Here is a 15,068-nt window from a genome sequence, read left to right on the forward strand (position 1 = left end):
CCTCTCCCCCGGAGATTTTCTGTTCATGACCGCCCTCTTTTCCTGGAAAGATCGACTCGCACCGGTGCAAAACACCAGTCAGCAGCTCAAAGGACACCTGCTCTCCCTGCTGCTGATCCGGGTCTGTCTCTTTACCCTGATCATCGGCATCACCATGCTCTTCCAGGCCTATGGCCATGGGGTCATCACCCCCCCGTGGCCGGTGAACGCCGCCTTTCTCCTGCTCATCGCCCTGTTTTCGGTGGGTTCGGTCCTCCTCATCCGCAGGCCCGGAATGTCCCTCCGCCGCTTCGGCGTGATCCAACTCCTGGCCGACACCCTCTTCACGGCCCTGCTGGTCTATGCCAACGGCTGCAGCCAGTCGATCTTTACCCCGGTGTTCATTGTACCCATCATTGCCGGCGGCCTGATCCTCTACAGGATCGGCGGCCTGATTCCGGCAGCCTCTGCAACCCTGCTCTATGGCACGGTGCTCGCCCTGGAACTGTTCGGCCTGGTCCCGCCCTACTTCCGGGACACTCCCTACCAGCCTTTAGCCAACTTTCTGGCCGGCTCCAACCTCCTGGCCGGCTACGGGATCACCTTCTTTGTGATTGCCCTGGTCAGCGGTCAGCTGGCCGGTCGCCTCCGGCATACCGAGCAGGAGCTCTCCAAGACCACCCTGGAGTTTGACCGCCTCTCCCTGCTCTATAAACAGATCTTTGACGATATTTCCACGGGCATCATCACCACCAACCAAGAGAACTACATCACCTCCTACAACAACGCTGCCCAGCGAATTACCGGCTATGACAAGGAAGAGGTCCTGGGCAGGCCCTGTGAGCAACGTTTTCCGGAACTTGAGCTGGAGAGCAGCCATGAACGCAATGTCTGTGATTTCTGCAAGCGGGACGGATCGATCATCCGGGTGGGCTACTCGCTCTCCCACCTCCACATGCCCACCAAGGAGCCCCCCCCGGCCCTCTCCAGCTGGCGGGTGATCACCCTCCAGGACATCAGCACCATAGAACAGATGGAGCAACAGGTTCGAGAGGCAGAGAAGATGGCTGCCATCGGTGAACTCAGTGCCTCCATTGCCCATGACTTCCGCAATCCCCTGGCCGCCATCTCAGGATCGGCCCAGATCCTGGCCATGGAGCAGGATGAAGCGTCCGTGGCCGATCCAACCAGCAGGTCACTGGTCGGCATCATCCTCCGGGAATCCGATCGGATGGCCAAGACGATCACCGACTTCCTCCAGTTTGCCCGTCCGGCAGAGATCAAGGGGGAGTGGTTTGACCTGAGGAGACTGGTCAACGAGGTGATCGCAGCCCAGCCAGGTCCCTTCAATGACGAGACCTACTGCAGGCCCCCCAAGGTGGAGATTGAGGCCAACCTGCACTGCTGGGCAGACCGTCAACAACTCCAGACCGTACTCAGCCACCTCCTGGAAAACAGCCGGACCAGCGCCGGGGCTTCAGGCCATGGAGAGACGGCCATCCGGGCCGGGGAGATCAGCCGAGGCAGGCTCAGCTACAACACTATTGAAATCTGCGACCAGGGACCGGGAATCCCGCCGGAGCTTCGGGAGCGGGTATTCACCCCCTTCTTCTCCACCCGTGAGGACGGCACCGGCCTGGGCCTGGCCATCGTCAAACAGATTATTGAAAACCACCAGGGCAGGGTGGAGATCGACCAGGACCGGGAGTACAGCTGCATCCTGCGGCTGCTCCTGCCCAATCCGGGAATTACGCCTCAGGAATCCGTTTGATATCGGCCCCAAGAGCTGCCAGTTTTTCCACCATCTTCTCGTAGCCCCGCTCCAGGTGATAGATCCTGGAGACCTCGGTCACCCCCCTGGAGGCCAGAGCTGCGATCACCAGGGAGGCCGAGGCCCGCAGGTCGGTGGCCATCACCTGGGCACCGGAGAGACCGCTGCGTCCCACACCGCGGACAATGGCGGCGGCACCGTCGATCTTGATGTTCGCACCCATCCGCTCCAGCTCGGCCACATGCATGAAGCGGTTCTCAAAGATGGTCTCATGGATCACGCTGGCTCCGCTGCCCAGGGCCATCAGGGCCATAAACTGTGCCTGAAGGTCGGTGGGAAAGCCCGGATAGGGCAGGGTGGTGACATCGACGCTCTCCAGCGGGCACGCCAGTCCCTGGTTCAGGGGACAACGGACGGTGAAGCCGGAGTCGCGGACACCGATCTCCACCCCGCATGCCTGCAGTTTTTCGGTGAGGGCCGGCAGATGGGCGGGAATGCAGTCGGTGATCTCCACCTCACCGCCGGCGGCGGCAACGGCCATCAGGTAGGTACCGGTTTCTATCCGGTCCGGGATGATGGTGGCCTCGGCAGGACAGAGTTCACCCACCCCGCTGACCGTCAGGCGGTCGCTGCCCTTACCTGTGATCACCGCCCCCATGGTTTCCAGCATCTCGATCAGATTGCCCACCTCAGGCTCCCTGGCCGCATTCTTGATCACGGTCTCGCCCTGGGCAAAGACCGAGGCCATCAGCAGGTTCTCGGTACCGGTAACCGAGGGCTTATCAAAGTAGACGGTGCCGCCGGAGAGCTGCTCTTCCACCCGGGCCTCGACATAGCCCTCACGGAGACTGGTCCGGATCCCCAGCTGTTCAAAACCGCTGAGGTGATAGTTGATGGGACGGGCGCCGATGGCACAGCCGCCGGGCAGCGAGACCCGGGCGGTCTTTAACCTGGCCAGCAGTGGACCCAGGACCAGCACCGAGGCCCGCATGGTCTTGACCAGTTCGTAGGGAGCCTCTACCCCGGTGAGTTGATCGGTGTTGATCCGCACCGTGCTGCCCTGCCGTTGCCAGCGGGCACCGAGAATCTCCAGCAGGCGAAGCATGGTTCTGGTATCACGGAGATCTGGAACATTATGGAGGGTATGCCAGCCGGGGGTGAGCAGGGTGGCGGCAATCAGTGGCAGGGCGGCATTCTTGGCACCGCTGATGGAGACGCGCCCATACAGGGGTCTGCCTCCATGGATGACGATTTTATCCATTGTTGGTTACCTCTCCAGCCGGAAGACAGGACATGGCTGTGCTGATTCCCGGCTGAACGTAGTTGCTGAAGGTTGGTCTGATTTTGCTACGAATCGGCTGCGATTGGCTGCGACCAGCCTGCTGAAGTCAGTCCTAGCGACGGAGCCGGGCCTGGAAAAGCCGGTCACGGCCGGCCCAGTCGGGCAGGACCGCCACCTCACGATAGCGGTCTCCCTGTTGACGGCAGAGCTCACTTACAGCCGCCCCCTGTTCTGCTCCAATCTCCAGGAAAAGCCAGCCCCCCGGAGAGAGGAAGGTATGGGCCTGGCTGATGACCCGACCAATGATCTCCAGGCCGGAGCTCCCCCCGGAGAGGGCGAGCCGTGGTTCAGATACGCTCACCTCAGGTTCAAGATCCCGCAGATCTGCGTCACTGATATAGGGGGGATTAGAGACAATCAGGTCAAATTGACGCTCAGGTCTGAGCGCGCTGAACAGATCACTGCAGAGCAGGGTCAGCTCTCCTCCAGGGCAGTGGCTGGCGACATTTCGGGCAGCCATCTCAAGGGCTGCCGCGGAGAGGTCCACCAGGGTGACCGGACAGGCCAACTCGCGGTTGAGCACCACCCCGATGACACCACTGCCGGTGCACATATCCAGGGCCCTGCGGGCCCCACCACTGGCACGCACCTGTTCCAGGACATGGCTGAGGACAAACTCGGTCTCTGGCCGGGGGATAAGGACTGCAGGCGAGACCTGAAAATCCAGGGACCAGAACTCCCGACTACCGGTGATATAGTGCAGGGGTATCCGGCGGGCGCGCTGCTCCACCAGGGCCAGAAATTGCTCCTCCTCGGCCACTGCTGCTTCCTGACCGCCATGGAGGACCAGGTCGGTTCTACTCATCCGGCTGACGAACTGCCAGAGCAGACGGGCATCGAGCCGGTACTCTTCAATGCCTGCCGCCTGCAGGCTGAGGGAGGCCTCTGTCAGGAGGTCGGAGATCTGCATGGGTGGCACGCAGCAGCTACTGCGCAGTCTGCAGGGCTTCGCTCTGAAAGTGGGTGATCACCGGCAGCAGGATCTCGTCGAGGTGCCCACCGATGATCTGATCCAGCTTATAGAGGGTCAGGTTAACCCGATGATCGGTCACCCTGCCCTGGGGGAAGTTATAGGTCCGAATGCGCTCACTGCGGTCACCGCTGCCGATCTGACTCTTCCGTTCCTCAGAGATCAGGCTGTGGCGCTCCTGCTCCAGCTTATCCAGCAGGCGGGCCCGCAGCACCAGGAGGGCCTTGGCCTTATTCTTATGCTGGGACTTCTCATCCTGACAGGTGACCACCAGGCCGGTGGGGAGATGGGTGATCCGTACGGCGGAATCGGTGGTGTTCACCGACTGACCGCCCGGGCCCGAGGAGCGATAGACATCAAACTTGAGCTCATTGGCCTCGATCTGGAGATCGACCTCCTCGGCCTCAGGGATGATGGCCACGGTCACCGCAGAGGTGTGAATCCGCCCCTGGGTTTCGGTATCCGGAACCCGCTGGACCCGATGCACCCCCGACTCATACTTGAGCCTGGAGTAGACCTGGTTCCCGCTGATCATGGCAATGATCTCCTTAAAACCGCCGATGCCGATGGGATTGGAACTCATCACCTCCACCTTCCAGCGCTGGGACTCGGCATAGCGGCTATACATCCTAAACAGGTCTGCTGCAAACAGCGCCGCCTCATCACCACCGGTCCCGGCCCGGATCTCCAGAAAGATGTTCTTCTCGTCGTTGGGATCCTTGGGCAGGAGCAGTATCCTGATCTCCTGCTCCAACTCGGCGATTCGGGCAGCGCCCTCCTCCAGTTCGGCCTTGGCCAACTCCACCATCTCAGGGTCCTCGTCTTCGTCCCTGATCATGGTCTGGTGTTCTCCCTGCTCCTCGTGCAGACGGGTATACTCCTGGTAGAGGCGGGTCAGTTTGGACACCGTGGCATGTTCGCGCACCACTTCCCGGTAACGCTTTTGATCATGAACCAGCTTGGGGTCTGAGAGCTGGCTCTCAAGCACGCCAAGCCGTTCGTCGATATCTCGCAGATTGTCAAACATCATAGGGAGGAGCGTGGTAGCAATAAAAAAATCCACATGACAGGAAGGCCCGTGTCATGTGGATGGAGGAACGGTCGGTGATTACTTCTTTTCAAGATGGGCGTACTTCTTCTTGAACTTCTCAATCCGGCCGGCGGTATCTACAAGCTTTTGTTTTCCGGTGAAAAACGGATGACAGGCCGAGCAGATCTCAACCTTCATTTCTTTTTCCACGGATCCCAGTTCAAATTCATGGCCACAGGCGCAAACTGCTTTAATCTTGTTATATTCTGGATGAATATCAGCTTTCATAGGTCGAAACTCCTTCCGAAAAAACACGTATAATAAAAATTGACCAAAAGATTAGCAATATACTTCTTTTGGTGTTTTTTTAAAGTCTTTTTTAACGATTCATGGAGGCAAAAAATTCCTGATTGTTCTTGGTCTGCCGCATTCGATCCAGGAGAAACTCCATGGCATCGGCTGGATTCATCGAGGTGAGCAGCTTACGCAGGATCCAGATGCGGTTGAGATCTTCCGGGGGCAGGAGCAGGTCTTCCTTGCGGGTGCCGGACTTGAGGATGTCGATGGCAGGATAGATCCTCCGGTTGGCCATCTTCCGGTCCAGGACGATCTCCATGTTACCGGTGCCCTTGAACTCTTCAAAGATCACCTCATCCATCCGGCTGCCGGTATCGATCAGGGCTGTGGCCAGGATGGTCAGGCTGCCACCCTCCTCGAGGTTACGAGCCGCTCCGAAAAACATCTTGGGCCGCTGGAGGGCATTGGCCTCGACCCCACCGGAGAGGATCTTTCCCGAGGCCGGGGTAACCGTATTATAGGCGCGGGCCAGGCGGGTGATGGAATCCAGCAGGATCACCACATCCTTCTTATGCTCAACCAGGCGCTTGGCCTTCTGGATCACCATCTCAGCCACCTGGATATGTCGCTGGGGCGGCTCATCAAAGGTGGAACTGACCACCTCTGCATCCACGTGGCGCTTCATATCGGTGACCTCTTCGGGCCGCTCATCGATGAGCAGGACGATCAGCTTGGCCTCCTTGTGGTTCTCGACAATGGAGTTGGCGATCTTCTGCATCAGGACCGTCTTACCGGTCCGCGGCGGTGCGACAATCAGACCACGCTGTCCCTTGCCCAGGGGGGCTGCCAGATTCAAGACCCGCATGGAGAGGTTCTCGGGCTCGGTCTCAAGATCGATGAGTTCCTCCGGGTGCAGCGGCGTCAGGTTGACAAAGGCGGTCTTGTTCTTGCCGGCCTCGGGCTTCTCATAGTTGATCCGATCCACCTTAAGCAGGGCAAAGTAGCGCTCATTATCCTTGGGAGAGCGCACCTCACCTTCGATGGTATCACCGGTGCGCAGATTGAGCCTGCGGATCTGGGAGGGGGAGACATAAATATCGTCCGGACCGGGCAGATAGTTGTAATCCGGAGCACGGAGAAAACCGAATCCATCCTGCAACACCTCAAGTACACCGCTGCCCCTGAGTTTTCCGTCTTCGTCGGCCTGGGCCTTCAGCAGGGCAAAGATCAACTCCTGCTTTCGCATGGTGCTGTAGCCCTCGATACCGAGGGAGGCAGCCATGGCAACCAGTTCTTTAATTTTTTTGTTTTTCAACTCAGTTGGATTCATTGACCGGTAATTCCTCCATGTGGTCAGAATGTAAATAACCTGGCGGCACCGAAACCACCAGGGAGTAAGTTGGGGGATAGAGCGCCCGATTACACCTGCCTCAAGACTTCAAGACGTCATCAGCTGCATCATACACACGCATATATCATGAATCACCACCACCCTGGGGTCAGTTTCGCTTCTAGGATATGTAACGTTGCTTGAATGCTTTGGCAGGATAGACTCTGAAATGGGGTAGGACTTCAATTTCCGTTTCCGGAATAGGCTCTTGAGGTCTACAGAAGTATCTGCGAGATTTTCAATATGAAATATCAGAACAAAATTCGCCAGACAGCGATCGATTGTACGAAATGTTCCTACGGTAGTAGTGGGAATGCCACCTGCTGTCAAGTGTTTTCTGGGCTCTCGGGAGCCGGCGGCACCTCTTTTTCCAGAAGCCTCGCCAATGCGATCACCGCCTGGCGGCTGAATCGCCAAGGGCCGCTGTTGTCGATGGTGTAATCGGCCCGGGCAACCTTCTCTCCAAGAGGCATCTGGGAGGCCACTGCGGCCTGGGCCTGTGCCGGAGAGACGCCATCGCGCTGGACGATCCGCCGACACTGACTCTCCAGGTCGGCATGCACCACGATCACCGCCTCCAGCTCCTCCTGCCAACCGGCTTCATAGAGCAGCGGTATTTCGATGAAGATCAGCTCCTGCTGTTGCTCTCTGACCAGGCGATGCATGGTACTGCGTGCCAGGGGGTGGAGCAGGGCATCTACCTCTCTCTTGATGGCCGGCTCCGAGAACAGGGCCTCACGCAGGCCGCTTCGGTCGAGCCGTCCCTGGGGATCGAAGAAACGGGGGCCAAAGACGCTGTTCAGGGCCTGCCAACCGGGTTCCCCTCTGTCCAGGAGACGGCGGCAACAGTGATCCAGATCGATCAGGGGCCGGTTGCAGTAGGCAGCCAGCAGACGGCTGACACTGCTCTTACCGGTGCCGATGCCGCCGGTTATGCCGATACATTGCCGATCCATGGGGGGCCGTCTCGTTCAAGGTTCCAGCTGGCGGAGCTGGGCCAGGCAGGCCTCCATGTCTTCCCAGAGTGGGGCCGTAAAGACGAGCCGCTGTCGACTGAAGGGGTGGAGGAGCTCCAGGGTTGTGGCGTGGAGAAGTTGGCGCTGGGGTTGGATCGGGCTGTTCGCATCCACCTTGCCGCCATAGAGGCGGTCAGCGGCCACCGGGCAGTTCAGCGAGGCCATATGGACCCGGATCTGATGGGTCCGGCCGGTCTCGATCCCGATCCTGGCCAGGCACCAACCGTTGAGATAGCGCTCTTCAACCGCCCAACTGGAGGCCGCGTAGCGACCGTGGATGGGACGGATAGCCATCTTTTTGCGATGCACCGGGTGACGACCGATGGGCTGGACGATACGCCCCTCCTCGGTCGCTGGGGTGCGGAGCAGCACGGCGGTATAGCTCTTCTCCACCCGCCGTTCCTTGAAGTCCTCTGCCAGCTGACGAAGGGCCTGCTCGGTCCTGGCGACCACCATCACCCCGGAGGTGTCCTTATCCAGCCGGTGAACAATCCCGGGGCGCCCCCCATCCAAGTGGGGAAGATCTCCAAAGCGCTGCAGCAGGCCGTTGACCAGGGTGCCTCCCTGATGGCCGGCAGCGGGATGAACCACAATCCCGGGAGGTTTGGCGATGATCAAGAGCTGTTCATCTTCAAAGAGCAGCTCAAAATCAACATCCTCGCCAACCAGGTGTGAGGCTTGGGGCGGAGGCAGTCGCACCGCTACCCTGTTGCCGGCCCTGAGGCGGCAACCTGCCTTGGCAGGTTGCCCATCCACCAGCACATCCTCAGCCAGGATCAGTTTGGTAATGTATGATCTTGAAAAATCAGGACACTGGCGAACAAGATAGTGATCCAGTCGCTGCTTAGCCTCGTGGCTCTGGACCAGATAGTGCCTGGGCTGTTCAGGATCACCAGCAGAGGAGATGTGCTCAACGACGACAGAATCGGGCATGGGAAAGGACAGGGAAACAGAAGGTCCTAGCAAAACAACATTTCGATCTGCTTTTCAACGGCGTCTTCTTCGATCTGCTTGGCCAGGGAGAGTTCTTTCACCAACAGGCTCTTGGCGGTGTCGAGCATCTTTCGCTCTCCATAGGAGAGATCTTTATCTTCCTTGAGCAGAAACAGGTCCCGGAGCACCACGGCGACCTCAAAAACCGAGCCTGTCTTGATTTTTTCCATGTAATCACGATAACGGCGATTCCATGTCTGGGCATTGATCTTAATGTCCCGCTCCTTGAGGATGCCGAGCACCTGCTTGACTTCTTCACTGGAAATGATGGCGCGGAGGCCGACATTATCACTGGTAGCGGTTGGAATCATGATGGTCATATCGTTATCCAGAATCTTCATCACATAAAAACTCTGATCGATTCCACCAATAGTTTGTGTTTCAATGGCTTCAATCAGTCCCACACCATGGGCAGGGTATACAGCCATATCGCCTTCTGAAAACACGTGGACCCCCGGAAAATGAGCTAAGGTTGTACGATCCAATCACAGGGCCGGACACGGCCGGTGATCAATCATAAAATGGTACTATACCATATTTTTCGTGAAGAGCAAAGCTCCGCGGCGTCTCCAATGGTACTTTAGACAGCTCGGTTCATGGCGAGGTGCCTAAACGTGCCTAAAGGATCCGACCTGCAGCAGTCACTCAGCCAGCGCCGCGGCCGTTGATGCCGTTCATGCAGGGACCGATCCCCTCCTGGATAAAGAGCCTGATCGCCTCCTGGACCAGGGGCAGGCGCTCCTCGATCTGTTGACGCTGTTCCGGGGAAAAGGGGGAGAGGACGTACCGTTCGACCGGCTGCCTGCCCTGACCATCGACACCTCTGGGGTGACTGATCCCGATCTTCAACCGGGCAATATCTGCGCTGCCCAGGTGCTGAACCAGGGACTTGATCCCGTTATGGCCGCCGGCGCCTCCACGGGCAACCGCCTTGATCCGGCCACAGCCAAGGTCCAGGTCATCATGGAGCACCAGCACCCTGCTGAGCGGGATATTGAAATAATCGACAAAACGACGGACACACTCGCCGGAACGGTTCATATAGGTCTGGGGCTCAAGCAGGATCGCCTGGGCGCCATGGAGCCGGAGCCGACAGTAGCGGCCCTGCATCTTGCTGCGGTTCACCTCCGCCCCCTGCTCGGCGGCAAGGGCATCGAGCATCATAAAGCCGACATTGTGCCGGGTATGGACATATTGGTCACCGGGATTTCCGAGACCTACAAAGAGATAGAGAGAATCAGCCATGGGAAAAAAAGGGGGGGGGGGCAGAAACAGTTAAGCCGGTATATGGGGACCATATACCGGCTTGAGCAAACAGAGCGGGAGGGAATACTCGAAGAGGGGAACGATCTTAGTAGACCGTAACGCAGGTAACGCTCTCTTTTTCAAGCATCTCCACCTTATCGGAGAGGGGCAGATCACCAAAGGTGATTCCTGCACCACCCTGCTCGAGCGGGGTGACGTCCACTTCGATCTCGTCGGGTATATCCAGAGGACATCCCTTGAGCTTCAACTCATTCTTGAAAATCTGCATCTCACCACCCAGATCAACCCCCTTGGCGGTTCCCACATAGTTGATGGGCACCTTGAACTCCTGGGCCTGGTCGAGCTCGATTTCCAGAAAATCAACATGGACCAGACTTCCGGTTACAGGCTCTTTCTGGATCTCCTGGATCAGCACATGGCGCTTGTCCTTGTCATCCCCTTCAACCTGGAGGGTAACAACAGCGTTACGACCATGGATAAAGAGCAGATTTTTGAAGAGCTGTCCTGCATCGAACTGCAGGGGCAGCGCCTCTTTGCCGCCACTGTATAAGTTGCCGGGTGTCATTTGATTCATCCGCAGCTGGCGCATGGGTCCCTTACCGAAAACCGTGCGTACCGCAGAAGCCATATCGACTTGTAACATGAAAAAGCCTCCCCTTACTCCGGGTTGTGTTAAACAATCATCAGATTAATATTAAACAAAGAGCTTGCTGACCGAGTCTTCGTTGTGAATCCTCTTGATGGCCTCACCAAGCAGTTCACCGACCGACAGCACCGTAATCTTATCACATTGCCGTGCCTCTTCCCGAAGCGGGATCGAGTTGGTCACCAGCAATGACTTGATACATGACGCCTTGATGCGCTCTATCGCAGGCCCTGACAGGAGTGGGTGCGAACAGCAGGCATGCACTTCCTTGGCGCCCTTTTTCATAAGGATCTCCGCCCCGCCGCAGAGGGTGCCGGCGGTGTCCACCATATCATCGAGCAGAATCGCGGTCTTTCCGGCGACATCACCGATCACATGCATGGCCTCGCACTCGTTGGCGGTCTCCCTGCGTTTATCGACGATGGCCAGCCCTGCATCCAGCCGCTTGGCAAAGGCCCGGGTCCGTTCGACTCCGCCTGCATCCGGGGAGACCAGGACGACATCATTGAAGTTCTCCCGGATATACCTCAGGATAATGGGCGCGGCATAGAGGTGATCCACCGGAATATTGAAGAAACCCTGGATTTGACCGGCATGCAGATCCATACAGAGTACCCGCCGGGTGCCGACCACGGTCAACATCTCAGCCACGGCCTTGGCAGTGATAGGTACCCGGGGACGGACCTTCCGGTCCTGGCGGGCGTAGCCGTAGTAGGGCAACACTGCGGTGATCCTGCGGGCAGAAGCCCGACGCAGGGCATCCACCATGATCACCAACTCCATCAGGTGGTCGTTAACCGGCGGACAGGTAGGCTGAATAACAAAGACATCGGCCCCACGAACATTCTCGCCGATCTCCACGGAAATCTCTCCGTCGGAGAATTTTTTCACCTCAGCGTCCCCCAGGGGCACACTCAGATACTCGCATATTTCCTCGGCAATAACCGGATTGGCATTACCGGTGAAAATCTTCATTGTATTGGGCATGGCATACGTCTCGTCTTAAGCTGCCGCTTATTGATCCCTTGGCAGGGAATATCTTATCTTTGAATCGTCTCTGGAATGGTACAGGCCACAAAAAAAATGGCTGGGGCGGAGGGATTCGAACCCCCGAATGCAAGGATCAAAACCTTGTGTCTTACCGCTTGACGACGCCCCAACCTCTACTGCATACCTGTGTCTGTATCCTCAGCGGCAAGACCGTCAAAATCCACCGCTTCGGCAAGAAATGTTGCTGAATATCTTTCCTTCAAGACCTGACAGCAGCGCTCGGCCTGCTGCCTGTCTGTAAAAACTCCAAAAACCGTTGGCCCGGAGCCGGACATCAGGGCAACCGATGCTCCCAACCCAACGAGCTCTTGTCTGATACGCCCTACCTCGGCGTACCGACCGGCAGTGACCTGTTGCAAATCATTTTCAAGGTCAGTACCTGCAGGCAGCTGACCGGCAACCCGGTTGCCCCAGCGCTGCCTCAGCAACTCAATACGAGAATTTGTTAGGTTAATACCTTTCCCTTTTCCTGTCAATGAAAAAGTATCATAAACCCACTTGGTCGAGACAGAGACACCTGGGTTCACCAGGACAAACACCACCCCCAGGACTGTCTCTACCGGGGTCAGGAGCTCGCCGATCCCGGACGCCCAGCAGGCTCCGCTGGTGGCGAGGAAGAAGGGCACATCCGCACCCAGCTGAAGACCCATTGCCGCCAGCTCCTCTGCAGAGAACAACCCTCCATGGAGTCGGTTGAGCCCGGCAAGGGTTGCGGCTGCGTCGCTGCTCCCCCCGCCCAGACCGGCGGCCACGGGAATGCGCTTTTCCAGGGTGATCTCCACCCCGGGAGCCACTGCCGTGGCAGACGATGTACCACGATCAAGAAAGAGGCGGGCTGCCTGGAAGACCAGATTTGACTCATCCTCGGCCAACTCGCTCCCCGGACAGCGGAGACGGACGCCCCACTGCTCGACCAGGCGCAGCTCCAGGCGATCGTAGAGGCTCACCTTCTGCATCAGGGATTCGATGGTGTGATAGCCATCGGCCCGGCGACCGGTAACCTTCAGCAGGAGGTTGACCTTGGCCGGAGCTCGCAGCACCAGCGAACCGAGAGGAGCACGCATCAACCGGTAACCAGACTAGGATCGAGCCAGTTTGACAAACTTCATCTTCAACTCATAGAGCACCCGGGTAAGGAGCTCACTCTCGTCATGGTCCAGATTACCTACGGTCTTTTCCGCCAGCAGATCCAGGGTGTCGATGGTGTGCTTGGCCAGATCATAGTCGACCAGCTTTTCACCGCTTTCCGGATGGGGCAGTTCCCCCATGTGAAACAGGGCCGAGGTATTCAGGGAGAGAATAAAGGAGGCAAAGCTCACCTGCGGCATCACGCAGCGACCGGCATCATCCTTTACCATCCCATCGGGACACTCTTCACAGTTTGAACGTTTATCCACCATAGCCCACCTCGTTAATCTCCTGAGCCAACACCATGTCGACAGCCGTGTTCTTCCCTGAAGCGGCAGGGAACGGATAGCTCTCCTGGAGCTTCAGTCATTATCAGCGTGGCAAATATACCGTCATACCGGTCCGGGGACAAGCCATATTTTAGGTTTTTTCATGCCAAGGAAAATCAGGCCGCCTCCAGCTTCTCCTTGAAGAATCTTGTCTGAAGCGCTATAGATATCCTTTTTATCATCCAGGTGGGTATGGTGACAGACGGCTGACCGTTGATGCCGGCCTGTGGATAGGATCAAGCCTCTCGAGCTGGAACAACGAAAGTTTCCATGACCTGACCTCAACGCTGTAACGGTTCCCCGCTTTCCCCTGAATTGTCCACCAACCTGCCTTCTTTCTGCCCATAGTCACCCAGGAGTTACCCATGGTCGAAGTTCGTGTTCGTTTCCCCCCCAGCCCCACCGGCTACCTCCACATCGGCGGAGCCCGCACCGCCCTGATCAACTGGCTCTTTGCCCGAAAGCACCAGGGGAAACTGATACTGCGGATAGAAGATACCGATACCGAACGCTCTACCCAGGAATCCATAGACGGCATCCTGGACGGCTTGCGCTGGCTTGAGCTGGACTGGGACGAAGGACCCTACTTTCAGACCGACTTTGCCGACGACCATGTCCGCGCCGCCCAGCAGCTCCTGAACGACAACCATGCCTACAGGTGCTTCTGCACCAAGGAAGAGTTGGACCGTAAGCGGGAACTGGCCATGGCCAACAAACAGACCGTGGGCTATGACGGCACCTGTCGCAACCTGAGCCCTGCTGAAGTTGCCGAAAAAGAGGCCGCAGGCCTGCCCTCGGTAATCCGCTTCAAGGTCCCGCGCCGCCCCGGCACCCTGGCCTACACGGACCAGGTTCTGGGCACCATCGAACGCGCCTACAGTGAGATCGAAGATTTTGTGATCGTCCGTTCCAACGGCAAACCGCTCTACCTGCTCTGCAACGTGGTTGATGATATCCGGGACCGGATCTCCCACGTGATCCGCGGCCAGGACCACATGACCAACACCACCCGCCAGCTGCTGCTCTACGAGGCCCTGGGTGCACCTGTTCCGGTCTTTGCCCACATGCCCCTGACCCTGGATCTGCAAAAACGCAAGATCTCCAAGCGCAGCCACGGCGAGATCGTGGCGGTCCAGTTCTACCGTGAGCGGGGCTTCATCCCCTGGGCCCTGTGCAACTTCCTCTGCCTCTTGGGCTGGAACCCGGGCACAGAACAGGAGTTTTTCAGCCGGGAGGAGCTGATCGAGGTCTTCAGCCTGGAACGGATCAGCAAGGTCAACTCGGTCTTCAACTTCAAGCCCGGTGACCAGAAGTTTTTCACCGACCCCAAGCTGATCGCCATCAACGAACATTATCTCCGGACCATGGATCTCTCCGACCTGGGCGAACTTGTGGAAGAACGCCTCCTGGCCGACGGGATCTGGGACCCGGCTTACCTGGACCAGCGCCGGGAGTGGTACCTGGCAACCCTGGACCTGATCCGTGACCGCTTCCACACCCTGGACGACTTCACCACCCTGGGACGGGCCTACTTTGCCGACGACTACAGCGTGGAGGCCAAACCGCTGAAGAAAAACATCCTCAAGCACCCGGATCTTGTTACCTGGATGCCCCAGCTCAGCCAGCGGCTGGCCGCCCTGTCCAGCTTTGACCAGGCCAACGTTGAGCAGGCTGCCCGGGATCTGGCCGACGAACTGGAGATCAAACCAGGCATCCTGATCAACGGGATGCGGACGGTGCTCACCGGTCAACTGGCCGGCCCCTCCATGTTCGCCATCACCGACACCCTGGGCAGAGACAAGGTCGTTGCCCGACTCAGCGACATCAGCCACCTCTACCCCTCAAACTGATCCCCAGACGA

The 15,068-nt window shown here is 58.1% G+C and carries 15 protein-coding genes and 1 tRNA gene; 2 read left to right on the forward strand and 14 right to left on the reverse strand.

Features of this window, described 5'->3' with window-relative positions; all coding sequences use genetic code 11:
- Nucleotides 1-25: 25 nt before the first annotated feature.
- Nucleotides 26-1,750 carry an ATP-binding protein gene (locus tag G494_RS21265; RefSeq protein ID WP_051305182.1) on the forward strand — a complete coding sequence of 575 codons (1,725 nt, stop codon included), beginning with the start codon at nucleotides 26-28 and terminating at the stop codon, nucleotides 1,748-1,750.
- On the opposite strand, the gene murA is transcribed toward G494_RS21265, so the two are convergent.
- The 14 genes from murA to G494_RS0100545 all read right to left on the reverse strand — a co-directional run bounded on the left by murA (nucleotide 1,728) and on the right by G494_RS0100545 (nucleotide 13,150).
- Nucleotides 1,728-3,011, reverse strand: a complete 1,284-nt coding sequence (gene murA / locus G494_RS0100480; protein WP_028582932.1) for a UDP-N-acetylglucosamine 1-carboxyvinyltransferase — start codon at nucleotides 3,009-3,011, stop codon at nucleotides 1,728-1,730. The two genes, G494_RS21265 and murA, sit on opposite strands and share 23 nt — an antisense overlap.
- Nucleotides 3,012-3,144: 133 nt before the next feature.
- Complete coding sequence (gene prmC / locus G494_RS21270) at nucleotides 3,145-4,002, reverse strand: peptide chain release factor N(5)-glutamine methyltransferase (protein ID WP_035245011.1); 858 nt, start codon at nucleotides 4,000-4,002, stop codon at nucleotides 3,145-3,147.
- Nucleotides 4,003-4,018: 16 nt separating this feature from the next.
- Nucleotides 4,019-5,089, reverse strand: a complete 1,071-nt coding sequence (gene prfA, locus G494_RS0100490; protein WP_028582933.1) for a peptide chain release factor 1 — start codon at nucleotides 5,087-5,089, stop codon at nucleotides 4,019-4,021.
- An 81-nt stretch (nucleotides 5,090-5,170) separates the two neighbouring features.
- Nucleotides 5,171-5,380, reverse strand: coding sequence for a 50S ribosomal protein L31 (rpmE, locus tag G494_RS0100495; protein ID WP_028582934.1), 210 nt, complete (start codon nucleotides 5,378-5,380; stop codon nucleotides 5,171-5,173).
- 91 nt (nucleotides 5,381-5,471) lie between these two features.
- On the reverse strand, nucleotides 5,472-6,719 hold the full coding sequence (gene rho / locus G494_RS0100500; RefSeq protein WP_028582935.1) for a transcription termination factor Rho: 1,248 nt from the start codon (nucleotides 6,717-6,719) through the stop codon (nucleotides 5,472-5,474).
- Between the two features lie 386 nt (nucleotides 6,720-7,105).
- Nucleotides 7,106-7,735, reverse strand: coding sequence for a dephospho-CoA kinase (gene coaE / locus G494_RS0100505; protein ID WP_028582936.1), 630 nt, complete (start codon nucleotides 7,733-7,735; stop codon nucleotides 7,106-7,108).
- 15 nt (nucleotides 7,736-7,750) lie between these two features.
- Nucleotides 7,751-8,728: an RluA family pseudouridine synthase gene (locus tag G494_RS0100510; RefSeq protein ID WP_232362453.1), complete on the reverse strand. Its 978-nt coding sequence runs from the start codon at nucleotides 8,726-8,728 to the stop codon at nucleotides 7,751-7,753.
- A gap of 26 nt (nucleotides 8,729-8,754) precedes the next feature.
- Nucleotides 8,755-9,234: a CarD family transcriptional regulator gene (locus G494_RS0100515; RefSeq protein ID WP_028582938.1), complete on the reverse strand. Its 480-nt coding sequence runs from the start codon at nucleotides 9,232-9,234 to the stop codon at nucleotides 8,755-8,757.
- A 199-nt stretch (nucleotides 9,235-9,433) separates the two neighbouring features.
- A complete protein-coding gene (gene pth, locus G494_RS0100520; RefSeq protein WP_028582939.1) occupies nucleotides 9,434-10,033 on the reverse strand; it encodes an aminoacyl-tRNA hydrolase in 600 nt (199 codons plus the stop codon).
- Between the two features lie 106 nt (nucleotides 10,034-10,139).
- Nucleotides 10,140-10,697: a 50S ribosomal protein L25 gene (locus tag G494_RS0100525; RefSeq protein ID WP_028582940.1), complete on the reverse strand. Its 558-nt coding sequence runs from the start codon at nucleotides 10,695-10,697 to the stop codon at nucleotides 10,140-10,142.
- Nucleotides 10,698-10,748: 51 nt separating this feature from the next.
- Nucleotides 10,749-11,687, reverse strand: coding sequence for a ribose-phosphate pyrophosphokinase (locus tag G494_RS0100530; RefSeq protein ID WP_028582941.1), 939 nt, complete (start codon nucleotides 11,685-11,687; stop codon nucleotides 10,749-10,751).
- 97 nt (nucleotides 11,688-11,784) lie between these two features.
- A tRNA-Gln gene (locus tag G494_RS0100535) sits at nucleotides 11,785-11,859 on the reverse strand.
- 4 nt (nucleotides 11,860-11,863) lie between these two features.
- Entirely contained in the window at nucleotides 11,864-12,814 is a 951-nt protein-coding gene (gene ispE / locus G494_RS21275; protein ID WP_051305183.1) for a 4-(cytidine 5'-diphospho)-2-C-methyl-D-erythritol kinase, read from the reverse strand.
- A 15-nt stretch (nucleotides 12,815-12,829) separates the two neighbouring features.
- A complete protein-coding gene (locus G494_RS0100545) occupies nucleotides 12,830-13,150 on the reverse strand; it encodes a DUF1844 domain-containing protein (protein WP_035245016.1) in 321 nt (106 codons plus the stop codon).
- Between the two features lie 422 nt (nucleotides 13,151-13,572).
- On the opposite strand from G494_RS0100545, the gene gltX reads away from it, so the two are divergent.
- Nucleotides 13,573-15,057 carry a glutamate--tRNA ligase gene (gene gltX / locus G494_RS0100550; protein WP_028582943.1) on the forward strand — a complete coding sequence of 495 codons (1,485 nt, stop codon included), beginning with the start codon at nucleotides 13,573-13,575 and terminating at the stop codon, nucleotides 15,055-15,057.
- The last annotated feature ends 11 nt before the right edge of the window (nucleotides 15,058-15,068 follow it).

The sequence above is a fragment of the Desulfogranum mediterraneum DSM 13871 genome (assembly GCF_000429965.1).
Taxonomy (GTDB): domain Bacteria; phylum Desulfobacterota; class Desulfobulbia; order Desulfobulbales; family Desulfobulbaceae; genus Desulfogranum; species Desulfogranum mediterraneum.

What these genes read in the sequence shown, in the direction of transcription:
- G494_RS21265 (WP_051305182.1), top strand. Translation starts at nt 26, where the DNA reads ATGACCGCCCTCTTTTCCTGGAAAGATCGACTCGCACCGGTGCAAAAC.
- murA (WP_028582932.1), bottom strand. Translation starts at nt 3,011, where the DNA reads ATGGATAAAATCGTCATCCATGGAGGCAGACCCCTGTATGGGCGCGTC.
- prmC (WP_035245011.1), bottom strand. Translation starts at nt 4,002, where the DNA reads ATGCAGATCTCCGACCTCCTGACAGAGGCCTCCCTCAGCCTGCAGGCG.
- prfA (WP_028582933.1), bottom strand. Translation starts at nt 5,089, where the DNA reads ATGTTTGACAATCTGCGAGATATCGACGAACGGCTTGGCGTGCTTGAG.
- rpmE (WP_028582934.1), bottom strand. Translation starts at nt 5,380, where the DNA reads ATGAAAGCTGATATTCATCCAGAATATAACAAGATTAAAGCAGTTTGC.
- rho (WP_028582935.1), bottom strand. Translation starts at nt 6,719, where the DNA reads ATGAATCCAACTGAGTTGAAAAACAAAAAAATTAAAGAACTGGTTGCC.
- coaE (WP_028582936.1), bottom strand. Translation starts at nt 7,735, where the DNA reads ATGGATCGGCAATGTATCGGCATAACCGGCGGCATCGGCACCGGTAAG.
- G494_RS0100510 (WP_232362453.1), bottom strand. Translation starts at nt 8,728, where the DNA reads ATGCCCGATTCTGTCGTCGTTGAGCACATCTCCTCTGCTGGTGATCCT.
- pth (WP_028582939.1), bottom strand. Translation starts at nt 10,033, where the DNA reads ATGGCTGATTCTCTCTATCTCTTTGTAGGTCTCGGAAATCCCGGTGAC.
- G494_RS0100525 (WP_028582940.1), bottom strand. Translation starts at nt 10,697, where the DNA reads ATGTTACAAGTCGATATGGCTTCTGCGGTACGCACGGTTTTCGGTAAG.
- G494_RS0100530 (WP_028582941.1), bottom strand. Translation starts at nt 11,687, where the DNA reads ATGCCCAATACAATGAAGATTTTCACCGGTAATGCCAATCCGGTTATT.
- ispE (WP_051305183.1), bottom strand. Translation starts at nt 12,814, where the DNA reads ATGCGTGCTCCTCTCGGTTCGCTGGTGCTGCGAGCTCCGGCCAAGGTC.
- G494_RS0100545 (WP_035245016.1), bottom strand. Translation starts at nt 13,150, where the DNA reads ATGGTGGATAAACGTTCAAACTGTGAAGAGTGTCCCGATGGGATGGTA.
- gltX (WP_028582943.1), top strand. Translation starts at nt 13,573, where the DNA reads ATGGTCGAAGTTCGTGTTCGTTTCCCCCCCAGCCCCACCGGCTACCTC.